The organism is Caballeronia sp. LZ032 (assembly GCF_031451315.1).
Lineage (GTDB): Bacteria > Pseudomonadota > Gammaproteobacteria > Burkholderiales > Burkholderiaceae > Caballeronia.
This window is the reverse complement of record NZ_JARUXP010000001.1, coordinates 1,894,656-1,917,603: the sequence shown is the minus strand read 5'-3', so window position 1 is coordinate 1,917,603 and position 22,948 is coordinate 1,894,656. Positions and strand designations below refer to the sequence as shown.

23 protein-coding genes and 1 tRNA gene are annotated in these 22,948 nt (G+C 66.0%); 10 read left to right on the top strand and 14 right to left on the bottom strand.

Going from position 1 to position 22,948, the window contains the following annotated elements; all coding sequences use genetic code 11:
* Positions 1–34 precede the first annotated feature (34 nt).
* Complete coding sequence (gene cysE / locus QCE69_RS08920; protein ID WP_309916976.1) at positions 35–838, top strand: serine O-acetyltransferase; 804 nt, start codon at positions 35–37, stop codon at positions 836–838.
* Positions 839–842: 4 nt separating this feature from the next.
* Here the strand turns inward: cysE and QCE69_RS08915 are convergent, their stop codons facing one another.
* The 4 genes from QCE69_RS08915 to QCE69_RS08900 form a co-directional block, all read right to left on the bottom strand.
* Positions 843–1,652, bottom strand: coding sequence for a UDP-2,3-diacylglucosamine diphosphatase (locus QCE69_RS08915; RefSeq protein WP_309930353.1), 810 nt, complete (start codon positions 1,650–1,652; stop codon positions 843–845).
* 13 nt (positions 1,653–1,665) lie between these two features.
* Positions 1,666–2,157, bottom strand: coding sequence for a peptidylprolyl isomerase (locus QCE69_RS08910; RefSeq protein WP_309916972.1), 492 nt, complete (start codon positions 2,155–2,157; stop codon positions 1,666–1,668).
* Between the two features lie 90 nt (positions 2,158–2,247).
* Positions 2,248–2,829 (bottom strand): peptidylprolyl isomerase, encoded by a 582-nt coding sequence (locus QCE69_RS08905; protein ID WP_309916969.1) that lies wholly within the window; start codon positions 2,827–2,829, stop codon positions 2,248–2,250.
* 223 nt (positions 2,830–3,052) lie between these two features.
* Positions 3,053–3,835, bottom strand: a complete 783-nt coding sequence (locus tag QCE69_RS08900) for a tetratricopeptide repeat protein (RefSeq protein ID WP_309930351.1) — start codon at positions 3,833–3,835, stop codon at positions 3,053–3,055.
* Between the two features lie 499 nt (positions 3,836–4,334).
* On the opposite strand from QCE69_RS08900, the gene cysS reads away from it, so the two are divergent.
* The 6 genes from cysS (at position 4,335) to QCE69_RS08870 (ending at position 11,260) form a co-directional block, all read left to right on the top strand.
* On the top strand, positions 4,335–5,732 hold the full coding sequence (cysS, locus tag QCE69_RS08895) for a cysteine--tRNA ligase (protein ID WP_309916963.1): 1,398 nt from the start codon (positions 4,335–4,337) through the stop codon (positions 5,730–5,732).
* A 47-nt stretch (positions 5,733–5,779) separates the two neighbouring features.
* A complete protein-coding gene (locus QCE69_RS08890) occupies positions 5,780–6,808 on the top strand; it encodes a DNA-3-methyladenine glycosylase (RefSeq protein ID WP_309930350.1) in 1,029 nt (342 codons plus the stop codon).
* Positions 6,809–6,970: 162 nt separating this feature from the next.
* A complete protein-coding gene (locus QCE69_RS08885; RefSeq protein ID WP_309916957.1) occupies positions 6,971–7,942 on the top strand; it encodes an acetyl-CoA carboxylase carboxyltransferase subunit alpha in 972 nt (323 codons plus the stop codon).
* Positions 7,943–7,996: 54 nt separating this feature from the next.
* A complete protein-coding gene (gene tilS / locus QCE69_RS08880; RefSeq protein WP_309930348.1) occupies positions 7,997–9,421 on the top strand; it encodes a tRNA lysidine(34) synthetase TilS in 1,425 nt (474 codons plus the stop codon).
* 331 nt (positions 9,422–9,752) lie between these two features.
* Entirely contained in the window at positions 9,753–11,003 is a 1,251-nt protein-coding gene (locus QCE69_RS08875) for an aspartate kinase (RefSeq protein WP_309808778.1), read from the top strand.
* A 163-nt stretch (positions 11,004–11,166) separates the two neighbouring features.
* Positions 11,167–11,260 (top strand) — tRNA-Ser (locus tag QCE69_RS08870).
* Between the two features lie 130 nt (positions 11,261–11,390).
* On the opposite strand, the gene QCE69_RS08865 is transcribed toward QCE69_RS08870, so the two are convergent.
* The 9 genes from QCE69_RS08865 to QCE69_RS08825 form a co-directional block, all read right to left on the bottom strand.
* Positions 11,391–12,158: a M48 family metallopeptidase gene (locus tag QCE69_RS08865; RefSeq protein WP_309930345.1), complete on the bottom strand. Its 768-nt coding sequence runs from the start codon at positions 12,156–12,158 to the stop codon at positions 11,391–11,393.
* A 165-nt stretch (positions 12,159–12,323) separates the two neighbouring features.
* Complete coding sequence (gene mdcH, locus QCE69_RS08860; RefSeq protein WP_309930343.1) at positions 12,324–13,259, bottom strand: malonate decarboxylase subunit epsilon; 936 nt, start codon at positions 13,257–13,259, stop codon at positions 12,324–12,326.
* Positions 13,256–13,885 carry a malonate decarboxylase holo-ACP synthase gene (locus tag QCE69_RS08855; protein WP_309931607.1) on the bottom strand — a complete coding sequence of 210 codons (630 nt, stop codon included), beginning with the start codon at positions 13,883–13,885 and terminating at the stop codon, positions 13,256–13,258. Before QCE69_RS08855 ends, mdcH begins: the two co-directional genes overlap by 4 nt.
* Complete coding sequence (mdcE, locus tag QCE69_RS08850; protein ID WP_309916944.1) at positions 13,885–14,700, bottom strand: biotin-independent malonate decarboxylase subunit gamma; 816 nt, start codon at positions 14,698–14,700, stop codon at positions 13,885–13,887. Before mdcE ends, QCE69_RS08855 begins: the two co-directional genes overlap by 1 nt.
* The gene (locus QCE69_RS08845; RefSeq protein WP_309931606.1) at positions 14,697–15,494 is read right to left on the bottom strand and encodes a biotin-independent malonate decarboxylase subunit beta; all 798 of its coding nucleotides are present in this window, start codon (positions 15,492–15,494) and stop codon (positions 14,697–14,699) included. The genes mdcE and QCE69_RS08845 overlap by 4 nt, the downstream gene beginning before the upstream one ends.
* A 41-nt stretch (positions 15,495–15,535) precedes the next feature.
* On the bottom strand, positions 15,536–15,838 hold the full coding sequence (locus QCE69_RS08840; protein WP_309916939.1) for a malonate decarboxylase subunit delta: 303 nt from the start codon (positions 15,836–15,838) through the stop codon (positions 15,536–15,538).
* 30 nt (positions 15,839–15,868) lie between these two features.
* Positions 15,869–16,735 (bottom strand): triphosphoribosyl-dephospho-CoA synthase, encoded by an 867-nt coding sequence (locus QCE69_RS08835; RefSeq protein WP_309916936.1) that lies wholly within the window; start codon positions 16,733–16,735, stop codon positions 15,869–15,871.
* A 5-nt stretch (positions 16,736–16,740) separates the two neighbouring features.
* Positions 16,741–18,417, bottom strand: coding sequence for a malonate decarboxylase subunit alpha (mdcA, locus tag QCE69_RS08830; RefSeq protein WP_309930341.1), 1,677 nt, complete (start codon positions 18,415–18,417; stop codon positions 16,741–16,743).
* Positions 18,414–19,193 (bottom strand): GntR family transcriptional regulator, encoded by a 780-nt coding sequence (locus QCE69_RS08825; RefSeq protein ID WP_309916930.1) that lies wholly within the window; start codon positions 19,191–19,193, stop codon positions 18,414–18,416. The genes mdcA and QCE69_RS08825 overlap by 4 nt, the downstream gene beginning before the upstream one ends.
* Before the next feature lie 163 nt (positions 19,194–19,356).
* Here QCE69_RS08825 and QCE69_RS08820 point away from each other — a divergent pair, with 163 nt between their 5' ends.
* From QCE69_RS08820 to QCE69_RS08810, 3 genes are all read left to right on the top strand, one after another.
* Positions 19,357–20,670: an MFS transporter gene (locus tag QCE69_RS08820; protein WP_309919758.1), complete on the top strand. Its 1,314-nt coding sequence runs from the start codon at positions 19,357–19,359 to the stop codon at positions 20,668–20,670.
* A 189-nt stretch (positions 20,671–20,859) separates the two neighbouring features.
* A complete protein-coding gene (locus QCE69_RS08815; RefSeq protein WP_309930338.1) occupies positions 20,860–21,198 on the top strand; it encodes a hypothetical protein in 339 nt (112 codons plus the stop codon).
* Positions 21,199–21,453: 255 nt separating this feature from the next.
* Positions 21,454–21,825 carry a hypothetical protein gene (locus QCE69_RS08810; RefSeq protein WP_309916924.1) on the top strand — a complete coding sequence of 124 codons (372 nt, stop codon included), beginning with the start codon at positions 21,454–21,456 and terminating at the stop codon, positions 21,823–21,825.
* 104 nt (positions 21,826–21,929) lie between these two features.
* Here QCE69_RS08810 and fabI read toward each other — a convergent pair whose 3' ends face one another.
* Positions 21,930–22,727 (bottom strand): enoyl-ACP reductase FabI, encoded by a 798-nt coding sequence (fabI, locus tag QCE69_RS08805; RefSeq protein ID WP_309808755.1) that lies wholly within the window; start codon positions 22,725–22,727, stop codon positions 21,930–21,932.
* Positions 22,728–22,948: the final 221 nt, after the last annotated feature.

The window sequence follows — 22,948 nt, the reverse complement described above, 5'->3', positions numbered from 1 at the left end:
GTCCTTGCCCCTGTCCCTCAATCGAGACCTCGCCATGTTCGACCGACTTCGCGAAGACATCGCCGCCATCCGCGAGCGCGATCCCGCCGCCCGCAGCGCGTGGGAAGTCGTGACCTGCTATCCCGGGTTGCACGCCATCGTGCTGCATCGGTTCGCGCACGCGTGCTGGCGCGGCCAATGGCGCTGGCTCGCGCGCTTCGTGTCGCAGGTCGCGCGCTTTCTTACCGGCATCGAAATCCATCCAGGCGCGACGCTCGGCCGGCGCGTGTTCATCGATCACGGCATGGGCGTCGTGATCGGCGAAACCGCCGAAATCGGCGACGACTGCACCATCTACCAGGGCGTGACGCTCGGCGGCACCTCGCTCACACGCGGCGCGAAGCGTCATCCGACACTCGAACGCGGCGTGATCGTCGGGGCTGGGGCGAAGGTGCTCGGCGGCTTTACGGTGGGTGCGGAGGCGAAGATCGGCTCGAATGCCGTGGTGGTGAAGCCGGTGCCGGCAGGCGGCACGGCGGTCGGCAATCCGGCGCGCATCGTGATGCCGGCGGTCGGCAAAAAACCGGCCGAAGCGCCGGCGCGCAGTGGCTTCTGCGCCTACGGCATCACACCGAACGCCGACGATCCCATGTCCCTCGCCATCCACGGCCTGATCGATCACGCCTCGACGCAGACCCAGCGCATCGACGAGATGGTTGCAGCGCTGGAGCGGCTCGGCGCGCGCATGGAAGCGCTGAATCCGGCGGACGGCGCGGCGCTCATCGATCTCAAGCGCCTGTGCACGTCGATGGACGGCAAGACCAGCGCCGCCGCGCAAACGGCGGACACCGCCCGCTGACCCGTTACAGCGGCAGCGCGCGCAGGCCCTGTTCGTCCAGACGCAGATAGCCGCCGCGCGGCGCCGCGACATCGAGCTCCCAGTCGGGCAGCACCCAGCGCACGCCCTCGACCTCGCGATGCATCGCCGGGCGGTGCGTGTGCCCGTGAATCAGCGTATGCGTGTGGCTCCCGATGAACAGCTCGGAGACGGCCTTCTTCGTGACGTCGTATTTGGGCGCGGCGCCCGCCATGCGGCCGCCGTCGCGCTGCGTGCTCTTCGTGCGCATGCGCTGGCCGATGCCCATGCGCGTCTCCAGCGGCAACGCGAGAAACAGGCGCTGCGCGATGCGGTTGCGCGCGAGCGCGCGGAAGGCCTGGTAGCCGCGATCGGCGGTGCAGAGTCCGTCGCCATGCGCGAGCACGATGCGCTTGCCGAAGCCCGTAATGACGAACGGCTCGGGCAGCAGCATCGCGCCGGCGTCCTTCATGAAACGCGGACCGAGCAGGAAGTCGCGGTTGCCGTGCATCACATACAGCCCGATGCCGCGTTCCGACAGCGTATGCATCAGCCGCGTCATGCGGCGCGCGAAGGCCGCGCGCGGGTGGGAGGAGGGCGCATCGAGGATGTCGTCGCCGATCCAGAATTCGAACAGGTCGCCGAGAATGAAGACGGAATCCGCCTCGTTCGCGGTGACCTCGACGAAATGCTCGAACGCCGTGACCGTGTTCGGCAGCGCCTCGCTCAAGTGCAGGTCGGAAATGAAAAACAGCGGGCGCGGCTGTTTCGCCGCACCCGCTGCGTTGCGATCGAATGACGCGTTCGTAGCGATCATGCAGTGACCGCGATCAGACCACCACGGCCTTCTCGATCACCACGTCGTCCGCCGGCACGTCCTGATGGAAACCCTTCGAGCCGGTCTTCACCTTCTTGATCTTGTCGACCACGTCCATGCCCTCGACCACGCGGCCGAACACGGTGTAGCCCCAGCCTTGCGGCGTCGGCGACGAGTGGTTCAGGAAGTCGTTGTCCTTCACGTTGATGAAGAACTGCGCGGTGGCCGAGTGCGGGTCGTTCGTGCGGGCCATCGCGACCGTGTAGTTGTCGTTCGAGAGGCCGTTGTTGGCTTCGTTGGTGATCGGCGCGTCGGTCGGCTTCTGCTTCATGCCCGGCTCGAAGCCGCCGCCCTGAATCATGAAGCCGTCGATCACGCGGTGGAACACGGTGTTGTCGTAGTGTCCCTTCTTCACGTAGTTGAGGAAGTTTTCCACCGACTTCGGCGCCTTCTCGGCGTCCAGTTCGATCTTGATGACGCCGTGGTTCGTATGCAGTTCGACCATGATTGTGTTCTCCAGTGTTCCAGTGTGTTGATTGGGGCCGTGGCGCGGCTTGAAGCATGACGGCGCCACGGACGCGAAGGGCGTTGCGGATTACTGCGAGACCACGCTCGCCGATTCGATGACGGTCGGCTTCTGCGGCACGTCCTGCATCGGACCGCGCGTGGTGGTCGGGCTTCCTTCGATCTTCTTCACGACATCCATCCCGGCCACGACCTTGCCGAACACGGCATAGCCGTTGCCATCCGGGCTCGGGTAGTCGAGACCCGCATTATCGACCGTATTGATGAAGAACTGGGCCGTGGCCGAATTCGGGTCGCTGGTGCGCGCCATCGCGATGGTGCCCGTCAGGTTCTTCAGGCCGTTCTTGCTTTCGAGCGGGATCGGCGCGCGCGTCGGCTTCTCAGCAAAACTCGTGCTGAAGCCGCCGCCCTGGATCATGAAGCCCGGAATCACGCGATGAAAGATCGTGCCGCTGTATTGGCCGGACTTCACGTAGCTCAGAAAGTTCGCGACGGTCTTCGGCGCCTTTTCCGGATACAGCTCGACCTTGATGTCGCCTTGCGTGGTCTTGAGGAGCACGGTGGGGTGCGCTGCCTGTGCGTTGGGCTGGGCGAACGACGGCGCGCTCGCGATCAGGGCAGCGCTCGAAAGCGCCAGCATCAGGAATTTCATGAAGGATCGATCCTCGTGTGGTGAATGCAATGCGTCAGCCGCGACAGCCGGTTTGCGAAGCGAGCGCGCCGGGAGCTTGCCGGAACCGCGCCGCGAGGCGACAGCTTACCGCGCGCCGCGCCGGATGCCGAACCGGCGCGTGACCGGCTTCGTCTGCTCAGTGTCGTGGCTCAGTGCCGTGGCTCAGTGTCGTGGCTCAGTGCCGTGGCTCAGTGCCGTGCGCTCAAGGCCGCGTGCTCGGCGCGATGTAGGGCGTGCTCGGCAGCGGGCTGCTCGGGCCGCCGAAGGGCGAGTAATCGTCGGGCGAGGGCACCGTCGACGTCGCGCTGCTTCCCGAGGTTGTCCCTGAAGCGGGCGCCCATTCGTCCGCGCCGCGCGCCGCTGCCGCGCCCGAAGCGCCCGATGCCGCCGCGGCCTCTGCCCCGCGCTTGCGCGCCGGCGGCGTATAGATGTTCTGGATGGCCGCGATGCGCCGGGCCGTGAGCGGGCTCTTCGAGCCGAGCGTCTGCGCGCGCTTGTACGACTCGCTCGCGAGCCTCAGGTACAGATCGCCGAGATTGTCGTAGGCGAGCGCATAGCCGGGGTTGGCCTTCACCGCGGTTTCGAGCGCCACGCGCGCGTCGTCATAGCGGCCTTTCTTCGCATAGAGCGCGGCCAGGTTGTTGTACGGCTCCGGCAATTCGGGATAAGCCTGCGTGAGTTCGGTGAATGCGGCGATGGCGTCGTCGTCGCGGTTCAGGCGGGCGAGCACGGTGGCGCGCTTGAACTTCGCCTGGACGTCGCGCGGATGGCTCGCGATGCGCGCATCGAGTTGCGTGAGCGCCGCGCTCCAGTCCTTGTTTGCAATGGCCGAGTCGATTTGCGGCGTATCGTCGCGCGTGGCGGGTGAGGTCTGCGCGAACGCGGCGCCCGAGGCGCCGATGCAGAGCGCGAGCACGGCGAGCGAGCGCGCCGCGAATGCGCTGAGGGTCCCGGGCAGGCGCCGGCGGGAAAGTGGCGAAGACATGCGCGCTGAGCGATGAGTCACTTGGGATCGATTCAATGATTGATGCTGCGAAGGATGCCGGAAAGCGGCGAAAGCGTGCAACGAAAAAACCGGCGGCAGCTTCGGCGCACGGACCGTGACGGAGCCTGAAACAATCCTTCGGCGGATGCTTCGAACGGGCTTTGCGCCCGGCCCGGAACGCGCCTTGCAAGGCCCGCTGTCCGGCCGCCTGGGGTTTTCATAGGCTCAAGTCCCGGTGTTATACTCCGACCCATTCTAACAAAAGGTCTGCACGTCCCGCGCACGCGTCTTGCCTCTTGTCTCCGGGTTCGTTCCCGCGAGCAGTGCATGCGGCGCCGAGTCCAGACTTTCCTTTGCCACTCGTGGCCGTGTCCGTCCAGGTCGCATGACCGTCGTGTTCGCGCTCGCGTGTGGGTCTCGTCGCTCCCCGAACACGCCGCATCCGTGCACGCCGCTTTTACCCGGCACACGGTGGTTTCCGTTCTACGTTTTGCCATCTATGAACTCGCTGCGCATCTACAACACGCTAGCCCGTGACAAGCAAACCTTCACGCCGCTTCGCGCCGGCGAGGTGCGCATGTATGTCTGCGGAATGACGGTGTATGACTACTGTCACATCGGACACGCGCGCGTGATGGTGGTGTTCGACATCGTGCAGCGCTGGCTGCGCGCGCTCGGCTACAAGGTCACGTACGTGCAGAACATCACGGACATCGACGACAAGATCATTCGGCGCGCCGTGGAGAACAACGAGCCCATCAAGGCGCTCACGCATCGCTTCATCGAGGCCATGCATGAAGACGCGGCGGCGCTCGGCGTCGCGCGTCCGGACCTCGAGCCGCGCGCGACCGACTACATTCCGCAGATGCTCGGCATGATCGATGCATTGCAGTCGAACGGCTATGCGTACCAGGCGAAGGACGGCGACGTGAACTTCGCGGTGCGCAAGTTCGCCGACTACGGCAAGCTGTCCGGCAAGTCGATCGAAGACCTGCGCGCCGGCGAGCGCGTCGCCGCGAACGATGCGAAGGAAGACCCGCTCGACTTCGTGCTGTGGAAGCAGGCGAAGGCGGACGAACCCGCCGATTCCGGCTGGGACTCGCGCTGGGGCCGCGGCCGTCCGGGCTGGCACATCGAATGTTCGGCGATGGGCTGCACGCTGCTCGGCGACCAGTTCGACATCCACGGCGGCGGTCAGGACCTGCAGTTCCCGCATCACGAGAACGAGATTGCGCAGAGCGAAGGCGCGACGGGCAAGACCTTCGTGAACTACTGGATGCACAACGGCTACGTGCAGATCGATAACGAGAAGATGTCGAAGTCGCTCGGCAACTTCTTCACGATCCGCGAAGTGCTGAAGAAATTCGACGCCGAAGTGGTGCGCTTCTTTATTGCACGGGCACACTATCGTTCGCCGCTGAACTACAGCGACGTGCACATCGACGACGCCCGCAACGGACTCACGAGGCTGTATACGGCGTTGAAGGATGTCGAGCCGGACGATCAGCCCCTTGACTGGAACGAGCCGAACGCGCAGCGTTTCCAGTCAGCAATGAACGATGACTTCAACACGCCGCTGGCGGTATCCGTGCTGTTCGATCTCGCGAGCCAGGTGAACCGCTCGCGCGATGCGGCGTCCGCGCGTCAGCTGAAGGGTCTCGCCGGCGTGCTCGGCCTGCTCGTGCGCGAGCCGCGGGTGTTCCTGCAGCAGGCCGCGGGGACCGGCGAGGCGCCGGGACTGACGCCGCAGGAGATCGAAGCGAAGATCGCCGGGCGCGTCGCCGCCAAGCAGGCGAAGAACTATGCCGAAGCAGACCGGATTCGCGCCGAATTGCTCGAAGCCGGTATTGCCCTTGAAGACAAACCGGGTGGGTCGACCGAATGGCGCCGCGTCTGAACGCGGACCTTCGAACCCTCTGATCGACTCACCAGGCAGGAGGCACGATGGCAACGGCCAGGAAGACGCCGGTCAAACGACCCGCGTCTGTTAGCGACACGCCGCGCGCAATGAAGCGCACGCGCGTCGCGCGAACGGAAACACACGTGGAAGGTCAGGCTGCAGCGGATACGCGAAAGATCGACGGCGCGGGCGCGGTGAACGGCCGCAAGAGCGCCCTCCAGCGCGCGGACGGCGGCAAGCCAACTATCGATGTGACGCGCGCCGCGAAGACCGCACGCCCGAATGGCGCCTCAGCTAACGCGCGCGCTGCGAAGACCAACGGCCGCGCCGCGGACGATGCGCACGCGCAGGCGCTCGTGCCGGATGCGCGCGAGGGCGAGATCGTCCGCAAGTCGCACGTCGTCACCGCCGACGCGGTGAAACCGGTGCAGATCGGCGGTCTCACGCGCGAAGCCGTGCGTCCCGACTACTGGGATCGCGCGTGTGCGGATCTGATGAAGCGCGACCGCATTCTCAAGAAACTGATCCCGAAGTTCGGCGAGATTCATCTCGTGAATCTGGGCGATCCGTTCTCGACGCTCGCCCGTTCCGTCGCGGGCCAGCAGATCTCGACGAAAGCCGCGCAGGCCATCTGGGAACGCGTGAAGACCGCGTGTCCGGAGATTCATCCCGCGCGCTTCATCCGGCTCGGCCATGACAAGTTGCAGGCGTGCGGCCTGTCGCGGCGCAAGGCCGAATACATTCTCGATCTCGCGCAGCATTTCGAGAACGGCGCGCTGCACGTCGACGCATGGACCTCGATGGACGACGAAGCCGTGATCGCCGAGCTCACGCAGATTCGCGGCATCGGCCGCTGGACGGCGGAGATGTTCCTGATCTTCAACCTGTCGCGCCCGGACGTGCTGCCGCTCGACGACCTCGGCCTGATCCAGGCGATCAGCGTCAACTATTTCAGCGGCGAACCGGTCACGCGCAGCGAGGCGCGCGAAGTGGCGGCCAACTGGGAGCCGTGGCGCACGGTCGCGACCTGGTACATGTGGCGCAGCCTCAATCCGATTCCGGCCGATCACTAGACCCGACGCAAGCTACGACTCAAGGACGCGCGCAGGGGCGTGCGTGGCAGGCGCGCAAGGGCGGACTATCGTTGCTTTATAATCGATAGTTCCCGCGCGAATTTTAGAGGGACGGACGCGGTTAGAATACGCGCTGCCCGATGTTTCCCAGGACTCGAACACATGAAGACCACGTTTCTGGATTTCGAGCAGCCGATCGCTGAACTCGAAGCGAAGATCGAAGAACTCCGCTTCGTTCAGGACGATTCCGCTGTCGATATTTCGGAAGAAATCGAGCGGCTGTCGAAGAAGAGCCAGCAGCTCACGAAGGATCTCTACCAGAACCTGTCGCCCTGGCAGGTGTCGCAAATCGCGCGTCATCCGCAGCGTCCGTACACGCTGGACTATGTCAGCGAGCTGTTCACCGACTTCCACGAACTGCATGGCGACCGCGCCTTCGCGGACGATCTCGCGATCGTCGGCGGCTTCGCGCGTTTCAATGGCCAGCCGTGCATGGTGATCGGCCATCAGAAGGGCCGCGACACGAAGGAGCGCGCGCTGCGCAACTTCGGCATGCCGCGTCCGGAAGGCTATCGCAAGGCCGAGCGCCTGATGCGCACGGCCGAGAAGTTCAATCTGCCCATCTTCACCTTCGTCGATACGCCGGGCGCGTATCCGGGCATCGGCGCGGAAGAGCGTGGCCAGTCGGAAGCCATCGGCCGCAATCTGTATGTGATGGCCGAACTCAAGACGCCGATCATCACCACGATCATCGGCGAGGGCGGTTCGGGCGGCGCGCTGGCCGTGGCCGTCGCGGACGTCGTCATGATGCTGCAGTTCTCCACCTATTCGGTGATCTCGCCGGAAGGCTGCGCGTCGATCCTCTGGAAGAGCGCGGCCAAGGCGCCGGAAGCGGCCGAGGCGCTCGGTCTCACCGCGCATCGCCTGAAGGCGCTCGGTCTGATCGACAAGATCATCAACGAACCGCTCGGCGGCGCGCATCGCGATCCGAAGGGCATGGCCGCGCTGCTGCGCCGCGGACTCGCCGATTCGCTGCGCCAGTTCCAGGGCATGAGCGCGAGCGAACTGCGTGAACGCCGCTTCGACAAGCTGATGGCCTACGGCAAGTTCAAGGAAACGATCCCGGGCGCGTAAACGGCCCGAGGCATCCTTCCACCGCGCTGTTCATCTCTCACTCACGAATCCATCGTGACTTCCGACCGTGACACACCCGCCGGCCGCCTCGTCATCGAGGCGGTGCGCGCGGCGGTCGCGGACGCAGCGCTTCCCGAGCATTCCCTCCTTGCCGTCGCGCTCAGCGGCGGGCTCGATTCCACCGTGCTTCTCGATGCCGCCGTGCGCTGCTTCGGCGCGGCGCGCATGGTCGCGTTCCATGTGCATCACGGGCTGAGCCTGAATGCCGATGCATGGGACACGCATTGCGAGCGCTTCGCGGCGTCACTCGGCGTGACCTATGCGGCGCGCCGCGTCGAGGTCGCGCGCGCGGGCGGCGAAAGCCTGGAGGCAGCCGCGCGCGATGCCCGTTATCGCGCGCTGGACGCCCTGTGCGACGAACACGGCGCGGCTGCGCTGCTGATCGCCCATCATGCCGACGACCAGGCCGAAACGGTGCTGCTGCAATTGTTGCGCGGTGCGGGCGTCGCGGGTCTCGCGGCGATGGCGCCGCACGCGGATGGCGCCGTCGCGCGTCTGCGGCCGCTGCTGCGGCTGTTGCGCGCGCAACTCGAACAGTACGCACACGAGCGCGACCTGAGCTGGATCGACGACGAATCCAACGCCGACACGCGCTACGCTCGCAACGCGCTGCGGCACGACGTGCTGCCGGTGCTCGCGGTGCATTTTCCGGGCTTTCGCGATGCGCTCGCGCGCACGGCGTCGCATGCGGCGTCCGCGCAGCGCTTGCTGGATCAACTGGCGCGCATCGATCTCGCACAGGCCCAGCATGACGGCGAGCCGGATGCGCTCAGGCTCGACGCCTTGCTCGCGCTCGAACCCGAGCGCGCGATCAACCTGATGCGGCACTGGATCCGCGCGTGCGGGTTGCAGGCGGCATCGACGGCGCGCCTCGCCGACATGCTGCGCCAGCTGCGCGATACCGCCGCCGCGCGCGACGGTCATGCGCTGCGGATCGATCACGCGGGTCACTGCCTGCGGGCGTATCGGAATGCGCTGTTCTGGGAAGCGGGCGACAGCGCCGATGCCCCCGATCTCGACGCCGGCGCCGGCGCACCGAAAACCGCTGTGGAATGGCAATGGCAGGGCGAGGAAGTCTGGCGCCTGCCGCAATGGCGCGGTTCGTTCGTGTTCGAGCCGGCCGCTACTTCCGACGGCGACACGGTGGGCGAGGGCGTGCTGCGCGCCGCGCCGCTCGTCGCGCGCTCGCGGGCAGGCGGCGAGCGCATGCGCGTGGCGGTCGAAGCGCCGAGCCGCACGCTCAAGAACCTGTTCCAGGAGCGCGGCGTGCCGGCCTGGAAGCGCGAGGTGCCGCTGCTGTTCATCGGCGAGGCGCTGTTGTTTGTGCCGCACCTCGGCGTGAATCGCGAGGCGGCGCCGGCCGCGGCGCACGGGCCGCTGCGGCGCATCGTCTGGCGGCCGGATCTGCTGCTGGCTTGAGGAAGCCGCGCCGAAACCGGTAAAAGCGTCCGCGCCGCCGCTTCGGCTTGTAATTTCAGCCTCGATCGGGTACGGTAACTCGTTTTCGCCCAGCGTGTTTTTGCGCGGCAACGCCGTTCAAAAGACCCGAATTCGTCCGCAACCACGCACCCGTGCGCGCCGCAACCTGATCGCAACCTGATCCAGACGAGTCGGCGGGCAGGCGGCAGCGCCCCCCGCATCGAGCCGGCTTCACCACCCTCCGAAGTCTCGCGAAGCACCGTGGCGCGCGTATCGAGCGCTCTCGCGTTGGCGCGTGAAGCGCGGTTTTCCCTTCAGTTCAAGAACGACAATGGCACTCATCGTACACAAATACGGCGGCACTTCGATGGGCTCGGTCGAGCGCATCAAGAACGTCGCCAAGCGCGTCGCCAAATGGCATCGGGCCGGCCACAAGATGGTCGTCGTGCCCTCGGCGATGTCCGGCGAAACCAATCGCCTGCTCGGTCTCGCGCGGGACATCAAGGCGGACCCGGACCCGCGCGAACTCGACATGATTGCCTCCACCGGCGAACAGGTGAGCGTCGGGCTGCTCGCCATCGCGCTGCATGCCGAAGGCCTCGAAGCCGTGAGTTATGCCGGCTGGCAAGTGCCGATCAGGACCGACAGCGCGTTCACGAAAGCGCGCATCAGCGAAATCGACGGTGAGCGCGTGCTCAAGGATCTCGATGCTGGCAAGGTCGTCGTCATCACGGGCTTCCAGGGTGTGGATCCCGAAGGCCATATCGCGACGCTGGGCCGCGGCGGTTCGGATACGTCGGCGGTGGCGATCGCGGCGGCCATGAAAGCCGACGAGTGCCTGATCTATACCGACGTCGACGGCGTCTATACAACCGACCCGCGCGTGGTCGAAGAGGCGCGCCGGCTCGACCGCGTGACCTTCGAGGAAATGCTGGAAATGGCGAGCCTCGGCTCGAAGGTGCTGCAGATCCGCTCGGTGGAGTTCGCCGGCAAGTATCAGGTGAAGACGCGCGTGCTCTCCAGCCTGACCGATCCGCTGATGCCGCTCGACACCGAGATGCATTCCGGCACCCTGATCACTTTTGAAGAAGACGAGAACATGGAAAAAGCAGTCATCTCCGGCATCGCGTTCCAGCGCGACGAAGCGCGCATCGCGGTCATGGGCGTGCCCGACAAGCCGGGCGTCGCGTATCAGATCCTGGGACCGGTCGCCGATGCGAACATCGACATCGACATGATCATCCAGAACCAGAGCGTGAACGGCAAGACCGACTTCACGTTCACGGTCGGCCGCGGCGACTATGCGCGTGCGCTCGAGATCCTGAACGGCCAGGTCAAGGGTCACGTGCAGGCGGAAACCGTGCTGGGCGACCCGAAGGTGTCGAAGGTGTCGGTGGTCGGCGTCGGCATGCGTTCGCATGTGGGCATCGCGAGCACGATGTTCCGCACGCTGTCGGAAGAGGGCATCAACATCCAGATGATCTCGACCTCGGAAATCAAGATCTCGGTGCTGATCGACGAGAAATACACCGAACTCGCCGTGCGCGCGCTGCACAAGGCGTTCGAGCTGGATCGGGCGTAAGTGCGAGGATGACAGGCGTGTGAAGGCTCGCGGGCTTGTCTGGTGCAGCACCGGGTCATGCATGGCGATTTAAAAAAATCATCATGCGAATTTGACCGGCGTGAGCAGACACGCTATTATCTCGATCTCGTTGCGCTGCACTCCCGGCGTAACGGAAAGTTTGGGAGACGTGGCCGAGAGGTCGAAGGCACTCCCCTGCTAAGGGAGCATCTGGGCCAAAACCTGGATCGAGGGTTCGAATCCCTCCGTCTCCGCCAGTGATGGCGGAAAAAAGCCCCGCAAGGTTAAAAGCTTGCGGGGCTTTTTGTTTGGGTCTTCGGGCAAGAGCGGGTGTTGATCAAGATTCCGAAGTGATCGCCGATGGCATCGCATCGGCTCCGCCCGATCTTACTTCCCCGATGCCAGCCGCTCCTGAATATGCTTCGCCCGCGCCGGCGAAGAAGGATGCGAAGCAAGCAGGCTCGACTTGCCGCCGTCGATCGACGCCAGCTTCTGGAACGCCGTCACCAGTCCCGCCGGGCTGTAACCCTTGTTCTTCTGCGTATCGAACGAGTAATCATCGGCGGCGCTTTCCTGCGACTGCGAGAACTGCGCGTTGACGAACTTCTCGGTCAGATCGCCGAGTTGCGATCCGGAAATACTGGCGATCATCCCCGACCCCGACGACGCCACCGAGCGCGCCGCCGACGTCGCGAACGCCACCTGCATCGCGCGCTTCGTGTGGCCCAGCGCGACATGTCCCATTTCGTGGCCGACCACGCCGCGTACCTCGTCGTCGTTCATCAGGTCCATGAGGCCGCTGTAGACGCGCACGCAGCCGTTCGCCATGGCCCAGGCATTGACGTCCTTCGTCATGTAGACCTTGTAGTTCACCGGCACGCCATTGATGTTGTTGCCAAGCTGCGTAGCGATCTTGTTGAGGCGCTGCGTGTACGGACTGTTTGCCGGCGCAATCTGGTTTTCCTTGTCCATCTGCGCGCAGGACTTGTCCGACAGCGTGCGCACGTCGCTGTCGTTCAGCATCAGTGCCTGCGATGCGAGCTGTCCCGACTGGGCGAGGGAGTTCGGATCGAAACTGCTCAATCCGCTGCACGAAGCGAGCAGAACGGTAGCGGACGCGGCGGACGCTACAGCGCCCAGGCGAAAGAACGTCATCGTGGTCTTCTCTCAGGTTTCGGATGGCAGATTGCGGTTCGTCCGGGTCGCAGCGAGCGAATCGATCAAATGGACGAGATGGAATGCTCGAGGGAGATCGACTCGTCGATCCGTCGAAAATTCCAAAACTTTTACAAAACCTGACGATTTGAAGACAGGGGCGTGTCAGTCCTGTTGCTGACGGCACGCGACGCGGACGCGCGCGACGGCGCTGGAGACCGATCCCGCCTCCATCGCGATCGATGCCGCGTCGGGCAGCGCGTCGGCCGCGAGCGACGTGAGCGTGCGGCCCGGCGGCATTTCGACGAACACGCTCATGCCGAGTTCGGACAGCGCGACGGTCGAGTCGTGCCAGCGCACCGGATAGCGCAGATTGGTGGCGAGGTCATCGCGGATCGCATCGGCGCTGCGCAGCACACGCGCGCCGCGATTGCCGACATAGGGAATGCGCGGTGCATCGAAGCGCACCGTGCGCGCCGCTTCGATGAGGCGAATGGATGCGTCCTCCATCAGCACGCAATGCGACGGCACGCTGACCGCGAGCCGTTCCGCCTTGCGCGCGCCGCGCGACAGCACGAGGTCGCGGATCGTCGCGAGCGCATCGTCGCTGCCTGACAGCACGATCTGGCGCGGCGCGTTCAGATTGCCGATCCACACCGCCGCGCCGCTTTCGGCGATCGCGCGCGTCATCTCGCGCTCGTTCAGGCCGAGCACCGCGAGCATGCCGTAACCGTGCGGACAGGCGTTCTCCATCAGTTGCGCGCGCAGTTGCACGAGCCTGAGTGCGGCGGCGAACTCGACTGCGCCCGCCGCGACCGCCGCGCCGTATGCGCCGACCGAAAGGCCCGCTACCGCGTGCGGCGCGATGCCTTCGTCAGCGAGCGCGCGTGCCGCCGCCACGCCCGCGATCACGAGCGTCACCTGTACCGCGACGGTGGAGGCGAGCGAGGTTGCAGTGTCGAGCGTGAGCACATCGACGCCAAGTGCTTCGGACGCTTCATCGAGCGTCTTGCGAATGGCCGGATGCGGATCCGCGCCGCCGAGCCGGTGCAGGAAGTCCGGCGTCTGCGCGCCTTGTCCGGGAAACAGATACGCGATCATGACGCGGCCCAAGGATCGTCGACGAGACGCGGGCCTGCGGCGTGACGCAACATCACACGCAGTTGCGGGCGCGCGTATTCGGCGAGCGAGAACGCGGCTTCAGGCGTTTCGATCTGCACGTCGATGCGCGTGCCGCTCTGCTGCGCTGCCTGCGAAAGCGCATCGAAGAGCGCGGACGCGTCGTCGCGCGGCAGCGGCGTATCGGCGCGCAGGATGAGATCGAGATCGCTCGCCGGCGTGATGGCCGGCACACCGCTCGCGAGTTCGAAACCCGCGCTGCCGGCCGGTCCCCAGCGCAGCGCGCGATCATCGAGCATGCCGGCGATGCCGCGCATCAGCGTGAACGCATGAAGCGCGCGCCGCGCGGGTTCGGGTTCGCACGTCCGCAAGTCTTCAGGTGTGAACTTCGCCTCGATCCAGCCAACGTCCAGCCACGTGCCAAAGCGCTCTCCGCGCACGCTGCCGCGCACGCCCACCGCCAGCTTTCCCCCGAGCGGAGGCGCGCGCCGCACCACGACGAACGGCGCGCGCGCAAGCGCCGCCGCGACCCAGCCGGGCGCGCCTTCAAACGGCGGCGCGTCCGGCGTGAGCCGCAGCAAGTCGTGCGGACGCGGCGCGTGCTTCATCACGCGTGCCACTGCTCGCGCATGCGGCGACGCACCTCGATGGACGCCGCGCGCGTGCGCTGCGCATCGGCGGAGGCGAGCCGGTTCGACAGGTCGCGCGGTCCATCCCGCGCATCCCGCACCGCCGCCGCGAGCGACGCCTGCACGCGCGCGATGTCGGCGGAAGAGGGCGCATCGGCATCGATGCCTTCGAGCAATTCGTGCAGCAAGCCGAGCCTGGCGTAGGCACTCATCTTGTAGGACATCGGCAACACGGTGTCGCCTAGCGCGTCGAGGCTCTCGACGCTGCGCCGGGTGACGCGCGCCGCCGCTTCCTTGCCCATCGCATGCACGGCGGTGCCGGGCGCGTCGAGCGCGACGATGCGGTTGGCCTGATAGCCGTGCGCGAGATATGCGCCCGACATCGCCGGACCGACGATCAGCGCAATCACCGGATGTCCGGCGAGCCGCGCGCTCGCGTAGGCATCGGCGGCGGCCGCGCAGGCGAGATGGATGCCCAGCAGTTCCTCGCGGCGTCCGTAGGCCTGGCTCTTGACATCGACCACGGCGACGATCGGGCGCTTCACGGGCGCGTCGCGATCGGCATGGATGAGCGCGCGCACCGCACGCGCGAGCAGCCAGCCCTGTTCGAGGCCGACGACGTTGTCGGTTGCGCGCGGGAAGCGGTTCTGCGGATCGGGCACGACCGCGATGAAGGTGGCGCGCGCATCGTCGAGACGGCCTTCGCGGACGCGCACCGGACCGCTTTGGTCAGGCGCTGCGGATTCGGCGAGCGCGTCGAGCCAGCGCGCGCCGCGTGAGCGGATGTCGGTCATGATGTGCCCCACAGTTGACGCAAGGTATCGGGATCGATGGCGTCCGGATTCACTTCGGCCAGCCGCGCGAGATAGCCGTCGACGGCCTCGCTGCGATGCTGTTGCGGCACGCCGCGTTCGAACGCCGCGAGCACAGCCGCGCGCACTTCGCCGGCGTCGTCCTCGACCAGCGTATCCGCGAGTCCCGCCGCCACGCGTTGCTCGCCGCCGATCATCGACCAGATGAGGCGGCGGTCACTCGAATCGAGTTCCTCGATGCCCGCTTCCTGCTCGATGACTTCCGGCCCGTTCATGCCGAGCCGCGCCTGCCGCGTCATCACGAGTTCGGTGCAGAGCGCGGCCGCGAGCGACATGCCGCCGAAGCAGCCCACCATGCCGCCGATCACGCCGACCACCGGCACATGACGCCTGAGCGCGACGATCGCCGCATGAATCTCGGCGATGACCGCGAGCCCGAGGTTCGCTTCCTGCAAGCGCACGCCGCCGGTCTCGAACAGCACGACCGGGCGCACCGGCCGTCCCGCTTCGAATTCGCTCGCCGCCATTTCGAGTGCCGCCGCGATCTTCGCGCCCGACACTTCGCCGATGCTGCCGCCCTGGAACGCGGGTTCGATCGCGGCGATCACGGCCGGTTCGCCGCCGAGCAAGCCGCGGGCGATCACCACACCGTCATCGGCCTGACAGACGATGTCCTGCATCGCGAGCCAAGGTGATTCGAGCCGGTCGAACGGACCGAGCAGTTCGCGGAAGCTGCCCGGGTCGAGCAGCGCGCGGGCGCGGTCGCGCGCGCCCATTTCGATGAAGCTGTGGCGCGCCAGGAAGGTGTCGTGGGCATTCACGGCGCGTCTCCTTCGCTCGCTTCCACCGCTTCGTTGAGGCGCAGCATCACGACGCCGGGCGTCGCGCCGAAGTCGTTCAGTTCGATCTTCGCCGCGCCGTCGTAACGCTGGAAGAAGCGGTCGAGCACGCTCTTCCACACATGTCCGTAACCATCGACGCTCGTGCGGATCAAGACTTCCGCCTGCATCGAGTCTGAAGGCGACAACAGCACTTCGAGATCGCCCGAGCCGACCACGCCCACGTGCGCGCGCCGCGCGACGGGCCGTGTGGCGGGATATTCGTATCGCATGTTTTCCATCGTTCGTTCCTCTTTACGCTTCGATGCGCGTCAATCGAGACGCCTGAGACTGTCGAGAAAGAGTGTCGCCGCGAGCAGGTCGGCGGCGCCGCCGGGCGATGCGTTCAGCGCCACCAGCGCGTCGTCGAGTTGCGCGAGCGCGGCGCGGCCTTCATCGGTGCCGGCGCCGCCGCGTGCGATCACGATGCGCGCGCCGTCCTGCGCCGCCGTGAGCGCGCGCCGGCCGCCGCGATGCAGCAGGCAGGTGTCGTCGAGCGACGCGATGATCGCGATCAGCGCATCGAGTTGCGCGTCGGTCTCGCAGCAACCGCGTGCGCGCGCGGCATCGAGCGCCGGCAGGCCGATCAGCCGTGCATGCGGAAAGCCGTCGCAGGCTTCGCCGCGCGCGCCGGCCACCTGATACCGCGAACTCGCGCGCGCGCCGTGACTCGCCGACGCCGACGGCGGCGCATAGCGGTCCTCGTGACACGCGATGTCCGCCGCGGCTGCGCAGATCGCCGCGCTGTCGTGCGGTGCATGCAAGGCCGCGCCCGCGCACAGCAAGCCGACGATCCAGATCGCGCCGCGATGCGCGTTGCTGCCGCCGGTGGCATTCATCATCGCGATTTCACCTTCGCGGCCGATGCGCGCCAGTTGCTCGCGCAGCGCCTGCGACGGCCGCGCCCGCGATGCCGCGCGTGCAATCGCGAGAAAGGTCGGGTGCAGTGCAGCGGCGGAACGCAGCATCGTGTCCAGATCGAGATCGCGATGTGCGCCGCTGCCGCGTTGATCGACGAGTGCGGGCTTAGGCGTCAGTCGCGCCTCGGCGATCAGCGCAGCGCGCGCGTGAGCGGCGATGACCGCCGGTTCGAGTGCAAGCTCGCGCGCTTCTTCATGCAGCAAGGGCAGGGCGTTCATCGCGCTCACCAGCTGCGAAAGCGCGCGGGCGGCGCATACAGACCGCCCGACCACGCGACGAGATCGTCGATGCTGCGCGCCGCCAGCAGCGAGCGCTTCGCTTCGCTGCGCCGCACGCCGAGATCCTCCGGATACGCGACGATGCCGCGCCGTCTCAGCTCGGCCGTCTTCGTGGGATCGGCGCGCATGCCGATGGGCGTCACGCCCGCGACCGCCGCAAGCGCCGCGCGTCGTTCATCGAAACCTTCGGCTGCGTGCAGATACGCGATGCCTTCCTCGGTGACGACGTGCGTGACATCGTCGCCGTAGATCATCACGGGCGCGATGGGCATGCCGCTCTTCGCCCCGACCGCGATGGCATCCAGCGACTCGACGATGGTCGGCTCGCCGCCTTTCTTGTAAGTCTCGGCGGTCTGCACGACGAGCTTGTGGCCGCGCGCGATCTGTGGATTCGGGCCGTCGTTCTTCAGCAGCTTGAGCCAGGCTTCGCTCGAATGGCGCCGGCCGCGCGGATCGTGTCCCATGTTCGGCGCGCCGCCGAAGCCCGCCAGGCGGCCGAGCGTGACGGTGGAGGAATTGGCGTCGGCGTCCATCTGCAAGGTCGAGCCGATGAACAGGTCCACGCCATACTGGCCCGCGAGCTGGCAGAACACGCGGTTCGAACGCAGGCTGCCGTCGCGACCGGTGAAGAATACGTCCGGGCGCGCCGCGATGTAATCCTCCATGCCCACTTCGCTGCCGAAGCAATGCACGCTCTGCACCCAGCCGGATTCGATCGCGGGGATCAGCGTCGGATGCGGGTTGAGCGCCCAGTGCGTGCAGATCTTGCCCTTCAGGCCGAGCGCTTCCCCATAAGTGGGCAGCAGCAGTTCGATCGCCGCGGTATCGAAGCCGATGCCGTGATTGAGCGCCGTCACGCCGTAGCGGTCGTAGATGCCGCGGATCGACATCATCGCCATCAGGATCTGCAATTCGCCGATATGACGCGGATCGCGCGTGAAGAGCGGCTCCACGGCAAAGGGCCGGTCCGCCTGCACGACGACATCCACCCACGAACCGGGAATATCGACGCGCGGCAGTTCATCGACGATTTCGTTCACCTGCGCCACCACGATGCCGTGCCGGAACGCGGCGGCCTCGACGATGGTCGGGGTGTCCTCGGTGTTCGCGCCCGTGTAGAGATTGCCGTGGCGGTCGGCCTGCACCGCGCACACCAGCGCGACCTGCGGCGTAAGGTCGATGAACATGCGCGCGTACAGCTCGATGTACGTATAGATCGCGCCGATCTCCAGCATGCCGTCCTCGAGCAATTGCGCCACGCGCAGGCTTTGCGGTCCGGCGAAGGCGAAGTCCACCTTGTGCGCGATGCCTTGCTCGAACAGCGCGAGATGTTCCGGACGGCTGATGCTCGAAATCAGGAGATGGATGTCGTGCACGCGCGCCGGGTCCAGTTTTGCAAAGGCGCGCGACAGGAAATCCGCCTGCTTCTGGTTGTTGCCTTCCAGCGCCACGCGGTCGCCGGTCACGATCAGCGCGCCCAGCGCATCGACGATATGCGCCGGATCGAGCACCGCGCCGTCCAGCCAGGGCTCGATCAGTTTCAGGCGGCGCGCCTTTTCCTGCGCGCGCGTGTTCCAGTTGCGGCTGTCGCGGGGAGCGTCAGCGGGGAGGGACGAATTCATCGGTCGGCCTTCGGAGTGAGCGTTCGGGAAGAGGCGCGGCGCTTTTTCTTCTTGTGGCTCAAGTGAGCGAGCGCTTGCGCATCGGCGAGAAAGCGGTAGATCAGGTCGCCCGTCGCGAGCAGATGGCGCGCGACCAGCGTCTGCGCCTGTTCGGTATCGCGGGCGGCGAGCGCGGCGAAGATCGCGCGATGTTCGGCATCCGACGCGTCCTTGTGGATCGGCAAGCCAAGCTTCAGGCGCAAGTAGCGTTCGCCGCGCCGGTGCATCTGCCCGATCAGCTCCATCAGCCGCGGCCGGTTGGCGGGCGCGTACAGGCTCATGTGGAACTGCTCGTTGCGCACCACGTAGAGCGCCGGGTCGGGCTCGCGTTCGGCGGCCTCCAGCAGACGCTGCGCTTCGGCCAGCGTCTCGGGCGTGTGATGTTCGATGGCAATGCCGATCGCCAGACTCTCCAGCGACGCCCTTATCTCATAGATCTCGCGCGCCTCGTCGGCGGATTGCAGGCTGACGGCCGCGCCGCGATTCGGCTCGATGGTCACCCAGCCCTCGCTTTCGAGCTGGCGGAACGCTTCGCGCACGGGAATTGCACTGACCGAGAACTGCCGCGCGATGGCGTCCTGACGCAGCGGTTCGCCCGGCAGCAACGCACCCTCGACGATGGCCGAACGCAGCGCATCCGCAATGTAGCGCGACGTGCTCTGGCGCGGTTCGAACTGCGCATCGCGGAACGACGCGGCAGGCTGGGAGCTTCCGGAAGCAGCGAGGTCGTTGGGCATGGCTAGGTGAAAGTGCGGACTTGTCGGAGGTCGATGTTCAAATATTATATATAAAAACGCGCACCGGTCTTCGGTGCTTTCCCTAGACGCCATAACAAGATTGCAAGATTGCGAAAGCGCGCGTCGTTCATCCTCGCTTGAGTTTCATCGGAGAGACATGGCCATGCCGACTACGCTGGATCGTGAGATAGGCGCCACGCGCGCCGCGAAGACACCGCTCAACCGTTCGCAGATCACGGGCTTCTGGGGCGCCTGGGCCGGCTGGACGCTCGACGGCATGGACTCGTTCATCTATGCGCTCGTGCTCGCGCCCGCGCTCACCGAACTGCTGCCGCGCTCGGGCTATGCCGCGACGCCGGCGAACGTCGGTCTCGCAGGCTCGATCCTGTTCGCGCTGTTCCTGGTGGGATGGGGACTGTCGTTCATCTGGGGGCCGCTCGCGGATCGCTTCGGACGCACCAAGGTGCTTGCCGCGACCATCTTCACGTTCGCGATCTTCACCGGGCTCGCCGCGACCGCGCACAACGTGTGGGAACTCGGCATCTATCGCTTCTTCGCGGGCGTGGGGATCGGCGGGGAGTGGGCGCTTGCCGGCACGTATGTCGCCGAGGCCTGGCCGGAAGATCGCCGCAAGATGGGCGCGGGCTATCTGCAAACCGGCTATTACGCGGGCTTCTTCCTCGCGGCGGCGCTGAACTATACGATCGGCGCGGCGTTCGGCTGGCGCGCGATGTTCCTGGTCGGCCTGTTCCCGGTGGTGATCTCGATCCTCGTGTTGCTGCGCGTGAAGGAAACCGACAAGTGGCAACACGCCGAAACGGCCCAGCCGCATGTGAAGCACGAGAGTTCGTTGAAGGCGATCTTCAACGCGCAGTACCGCAAGCGCACGATCGTCGCGGCGGTGCTGCTCACGGTGGCGATCATCGGCTTGTGGGCGGGCGCGGTGTATGAGCCGTCGGCGGTCATCCAGCTGGCGACGAAGGCCGGCATGGACAAACATGACGCGGCGCGCATGGCATCGATCGCGACGGGGCTGCTCTCCATCGGCACTATCGTCGGCTGTCTCGCGCTGCCGCCGATGGCCGAGAAGATCGGCCGCCGCAAGACGCTCGCGGTGTATTTCATCGGCATGGCGGCATCGATTGCGCTGGCCTTCGGCTGGGCGTTCTATCTGCCGAACGGACTGGTGCCGTTCATTGCGCTGCTGGTCGTGCTGGGCTTCTTCGGCGGCAATTTCGCGCTGTTTTCGCTGTGGCTGCCGGAGCAGTTCGAAACCCGCGTGCGGGCGACCGCCTTTGCGTTCTGCACATCGGTCGGACGCTTCATCGGCGCGATCGTCAACTTCGGCATTGGTGCGATGGTGCTCAACATGAAGACGCTCGGCGTGCCGATCGCGCTGACCGGCATCGTCTTCCTTGTCGGACTCGCCGTCATTCCGTTCGCGCCGGAAACAAAAGGGCAGGAACTGCCGAACTGAGAGAGCCGCGCTTCTGTGTCGAACGGCGGCCTGCCGATGCAGGGCCGCCGTTTTTTTCATCCCGCGCGCGTTTTTTCTTTCGTAAGGTTTTCGGCGGTAATAGGAGGTTACCAAGTCGAACACTTGCGTCGGCATCCGTCCGATATAGTCCGGTCAACACTACAAACAACTCGTCGAGGTAGGCTTCACATGAACAAGGTTTTGAAGGCTTCCGCGCTGGCCGGCGCCGTGTTGATCGGTGGCGTGACGTTGTCCGGCGCAGCCATGGCAGGGGTGTCCGTGGGCGTGAACATCGGGGTGCCCGCGCCTGTCTATGTCGCACCCGCGCCGGTCTATGCGCCGCCGCCGCCGCCGGTGGTCTACGCGCCGCCTCCGCCGCCCGTGTATGCGCAGCCGGCCATCGTGATCGGCTGGCATGGCGACCGTTACTGGGATGGCCGCCGCTACTGGAATCGAGGCGATTACTACCGCAACCACGGGCATGGATATGGCCACGGCTATGACCATGGCCATCACGGCTGGCACTGACCGGCTGGCGGGTCCCCGAGGAAGCCACCCCGCGCGGGTGGCTTTTTCATTTCTGTCAATGCCCGAAAGGGGGAAACGCTGTCAGTTGTTTGTTTGAAAGCAATTTTCACCCACGTGCAATGTAACAAAAGGTAAGCTTTCTCCTGACATTACGCCGGGACGCGCAACAACTTACAAAGCTGAAATATTGCATTGAAAGCCTTCCGTTATATTTCCCGGCAAGCGAACAAGCACAACAGCGAGGTCCGTTTGCACATGAAGATCAACTCGAAAACATTCTGGACGGGCGTGATGGCCGTCGCGGCCGTCGGCCTGATGAGCACGCATGCCGCGCGCGCGGATGTGCATGTCGGCGTGAACGTCGGCATTCCGGCGCCGGTGTATGTCGCGCCCACGCCGGTGTACGCGCCGCCGCCGCCTCCGGTCGTGTATCGGCCCGCTCCCGTGTATGCGCCGCCCGTGGTGATCGGCTGGCACGGCAGCCGCTACTGGGACGGCCGTCGCTACTGGAGCCGCAACGATTACTACCGCCATCATGGGCATGGCCGCGGGCCGCATCGTGGTCCGCCGCCGGGACATGGCTACGGACATGGGCACGGACATGGCGGGCCGCACGGACGGCATTAACATTAAGGCAGGTCGGACAGGCCACGGCCGTCCAAACAAAAAGCGCCGCCCGAATCTCCGGGCGGCGCTTTCGTTTGTACGGCACGCGTTGCGAGGGGAGCGCGTTACTCCGCGTCGGCGCCCATGCCGCCTACTACCGCATGGAAGCCCGCATCGACGTGCACGACTTCCGCGCTCACGCCCGCCGACAAATCCGACAGCAGGAATGCCGCGACATTGCCCACTTGCTCGGTCGTGACATTGCGCTTGAGCGGCGCATTTTCTTCGACGAAGTTCAGGATCTTGCCGAAGCCCTTGATGCCGCTTGCAGCGAGCGTCTTGATCGGGCCGGCCGAAATCGCGTTCACACGCACGCCCTTGCCGCCGAGCGACGGCGACGCCGCCATGTAGCGCACGCTCGCTTCGAGCGAGGCCTTCGCGAGACCCATCGTGTTGTAGTTCGGCAGCGCGCGCTCGGCGCCGAGGTACGACAGCGTGAGCAGCGACGAGCCGTCTTTCAGCAGCGGCAGCGCGGCCTTGGCGAGCGCCGGGAAGCTGTACGCGGAGATGTCGTGCGCGACGCGGAAGTTCTCGCGCGTGATGCCGTCGAGGAAGTCGCCGGCGATGGCCTCGCGCGGTGCAAAGCCGATGGAGTGCACGAGACCGTCGAGCGAGTCCCAGCGTTCCTTGAGCGCGCCGAACAGCGCGTCGATTTGCGCGTCGTCGCCGACGTCGCACGGGTAGATCATGTCGCTGCCGAACTCGGCGGCGAATTCAGTGATGCGCTCCTTGAAGCGCTCGCCGACGTAGGTGAACGCGAGTTCGGCGCCTTCGCGCTTGCAGGCCTCGGCGATGCCGTAGGCAATCGACCGGTTCGACAGCAGGCCTGTGAGCAGAATCCGTTTTCCAGCGAGAAAGCCCATGAATGCTCCTTCTATGAAGTCAGTGTCGCGCGGGCGGGCAGGCAGGGCCGCGCGCAGTCGCCGGCGGGCAGCCTTCGGGAGGACCCGATAAGGCAAGCCGGACGGCGCGTGATTTTGGGTAGAATTCTCTCACATCGCAACGCCCCGCCGAGGATTCCTGCGCCTGCGCGGAGTCGTCGGGCAGAGCGTTCAACTCCATCATCCATCGCGCCCAGAGACAA

What these genes read in the sequence shown, in the direction of transcription:
- QCE69_RS08820 (WP_309919758.1), top strand. Translation starts at nt 19,357, where the DNA reads ATGCCGACTACGCTGGATCGTGAGATAGGCGCCACGCGCGCCGCGAAG.
- QCE69_RS08915 (WP_309930353.1), bottom strand. Translation starts at nt 1,652, where the DNA reads ATGATCGCTACGAACGCGTCATTCGATCGCAACGCAGCGGGTGCGGCG.
- QCE69_RS08905 (WP_309916969.1), bottom strand. Translation starts at nt 2,829, where the DNA reads ATGAAATTCCTGATGCTGGCGCTTTCGAGCGCTGCCCTGATCGCGAGC.
- QCE69_RS08825 (WP_309916930.1), bottom strand. Translation starts at nt 19,193, where the DNA reads ATGCCCAACGACCTCGCTGCTTCCGGAAGCTCCCAGCCTGCCGCGTCG.
- QCE69_RS08900 (WP_309930351.1), bottom strand. Translation starts at nt 3,835, where the DNA reads ATGTCTTCGCCACTTTCCCGCCGGCGCCTGCCCGGGACCCTCAGCGCA.
- mdcE (WP_309916944.1), bottom strand. Translation starts at nt 14,700, where the DNA reads ATGACCGACATCCGCTCACGCGGCGCGCGCTGGCTCGACGCGCTCGCC.
- fabI (WP_309808755.1), bottom strand. Translation starts at nt 22,727, where the DNA reads ATGGGCTTTCTCGCTGGAAAACGGATTCTGCTCACAGGCCTGCTGTCG.
- QCE69_RS08840 (WP_309916939.1), bottom strand. Translation starts at nt 15,838, where the DNA reads ATGGAAAACATGCGATACGAATATCCCGCCACACGGCCCGTCGCGCGG.
- QCE69_RS08910 (WP_309916972.1), bottom strand. Translation starts at nt 2,157, where the DNA reads ATGGTCGAACTGCATACGAACCACGGCGTCATCAAGATCGAACTGGAC.
- mdcA (WP_309930341.1), bottom strand. Translation starts at nt 18,417, where the DNA reads ATGAATTCGTCCCTCCCCGCTGACGCTCCCCGCGACAGCCGCAACTGG.
- mdcH (WP_309930343.1), bottom strand. Translation starts at nt 13,259, where the DNA reads ATGATCGCGTATCTGTTTCCCGGACAAGGCGCGCAGACGCCGGACTTC.
- QCE69_RS08890 (WP_309930350.1), top strand. Translation starts at nt 5,780, where the DNA reads ATGGCAACGGCCAGGAAGACGCCGGTCAAACGACCCGCGTCTGTTAGC.
- QCE69_RS08885 (WP_309916957.1), top strand. Translation starts at nt 6,971, where the DNA reads ATGAAGACCACGTTTCTGGATTTCGAGCAGCCGATCGCTGAACTCGAA.
- QCE69_RS08845 (WP_309931606.1), bottom strand. Translation starts at nt 15,494, where the DNA reads ATGGGCGCGCGCGACCGCGCCCGCGCGCTGCTCGACCCGGGCAGCTTC.
- QCE69_RS08875 (WP_309808778.1), top strand. Translation starts at nt 9,753, where the DNA reads ATGGCACTCATCGTACACAAATACGGCGGCACTTCGATGGGCTCGGTC.
- QCE69_RS08855 (WP_309931607.1), bottom strand. Translation starts at nt 13,885, where the DNA reads ATGAAGCACGCGCCGCGTCCGCACGACTTGCTGCGGCTCACGCCGGAC.
- QCE69_RS08835 (WP_309916936.1), bottom strand. Translation starts at nt 16,735, where the DNA reads ATGAACGCCCTGCCCTTGCTGCATGAAGAAGCGCGCGAGCTTGCACTC.
- QCE69_RS08865 (WP_309930345.1), bottom strand. Translation starts at nt 12,158, where the DNA reads ATGACGTTCTTTCGCCTGGGCGCTGTAGCGTCCGCCGCGTCCGCTACC.
- cysS (WP_309916963.1), top strand. Translation starts at nt 4,335, where the DNA reads ATGAACTCGCTGCGCATCTACAACACGCTAGCCCGTGACAAGCAAACC.
- QCE69_RS08810 (WP_309916924.1), top strand. Translation starts at nt 21,454, where the DNA reads ATGAAGATCAACTCGAAAACATTCTGGACGGGCGTGATGGCCGTCGCG.
- QCE69_RS08815 (WP_309930338.1), top strand. Translation starts at nt 20,860, where the DNA reads ATGAACAAGGTTTTGAAGGCTTCCGCGCTGGCCGGCGCCGTGTTGATC.
- cysE (WP_309916976.1), top strand. Translation starts at nt 35, where the DNA reads ATGTTCGACCGACTTCGCGAAGACATCGCCGCCATCCGCGAGCGCGAT.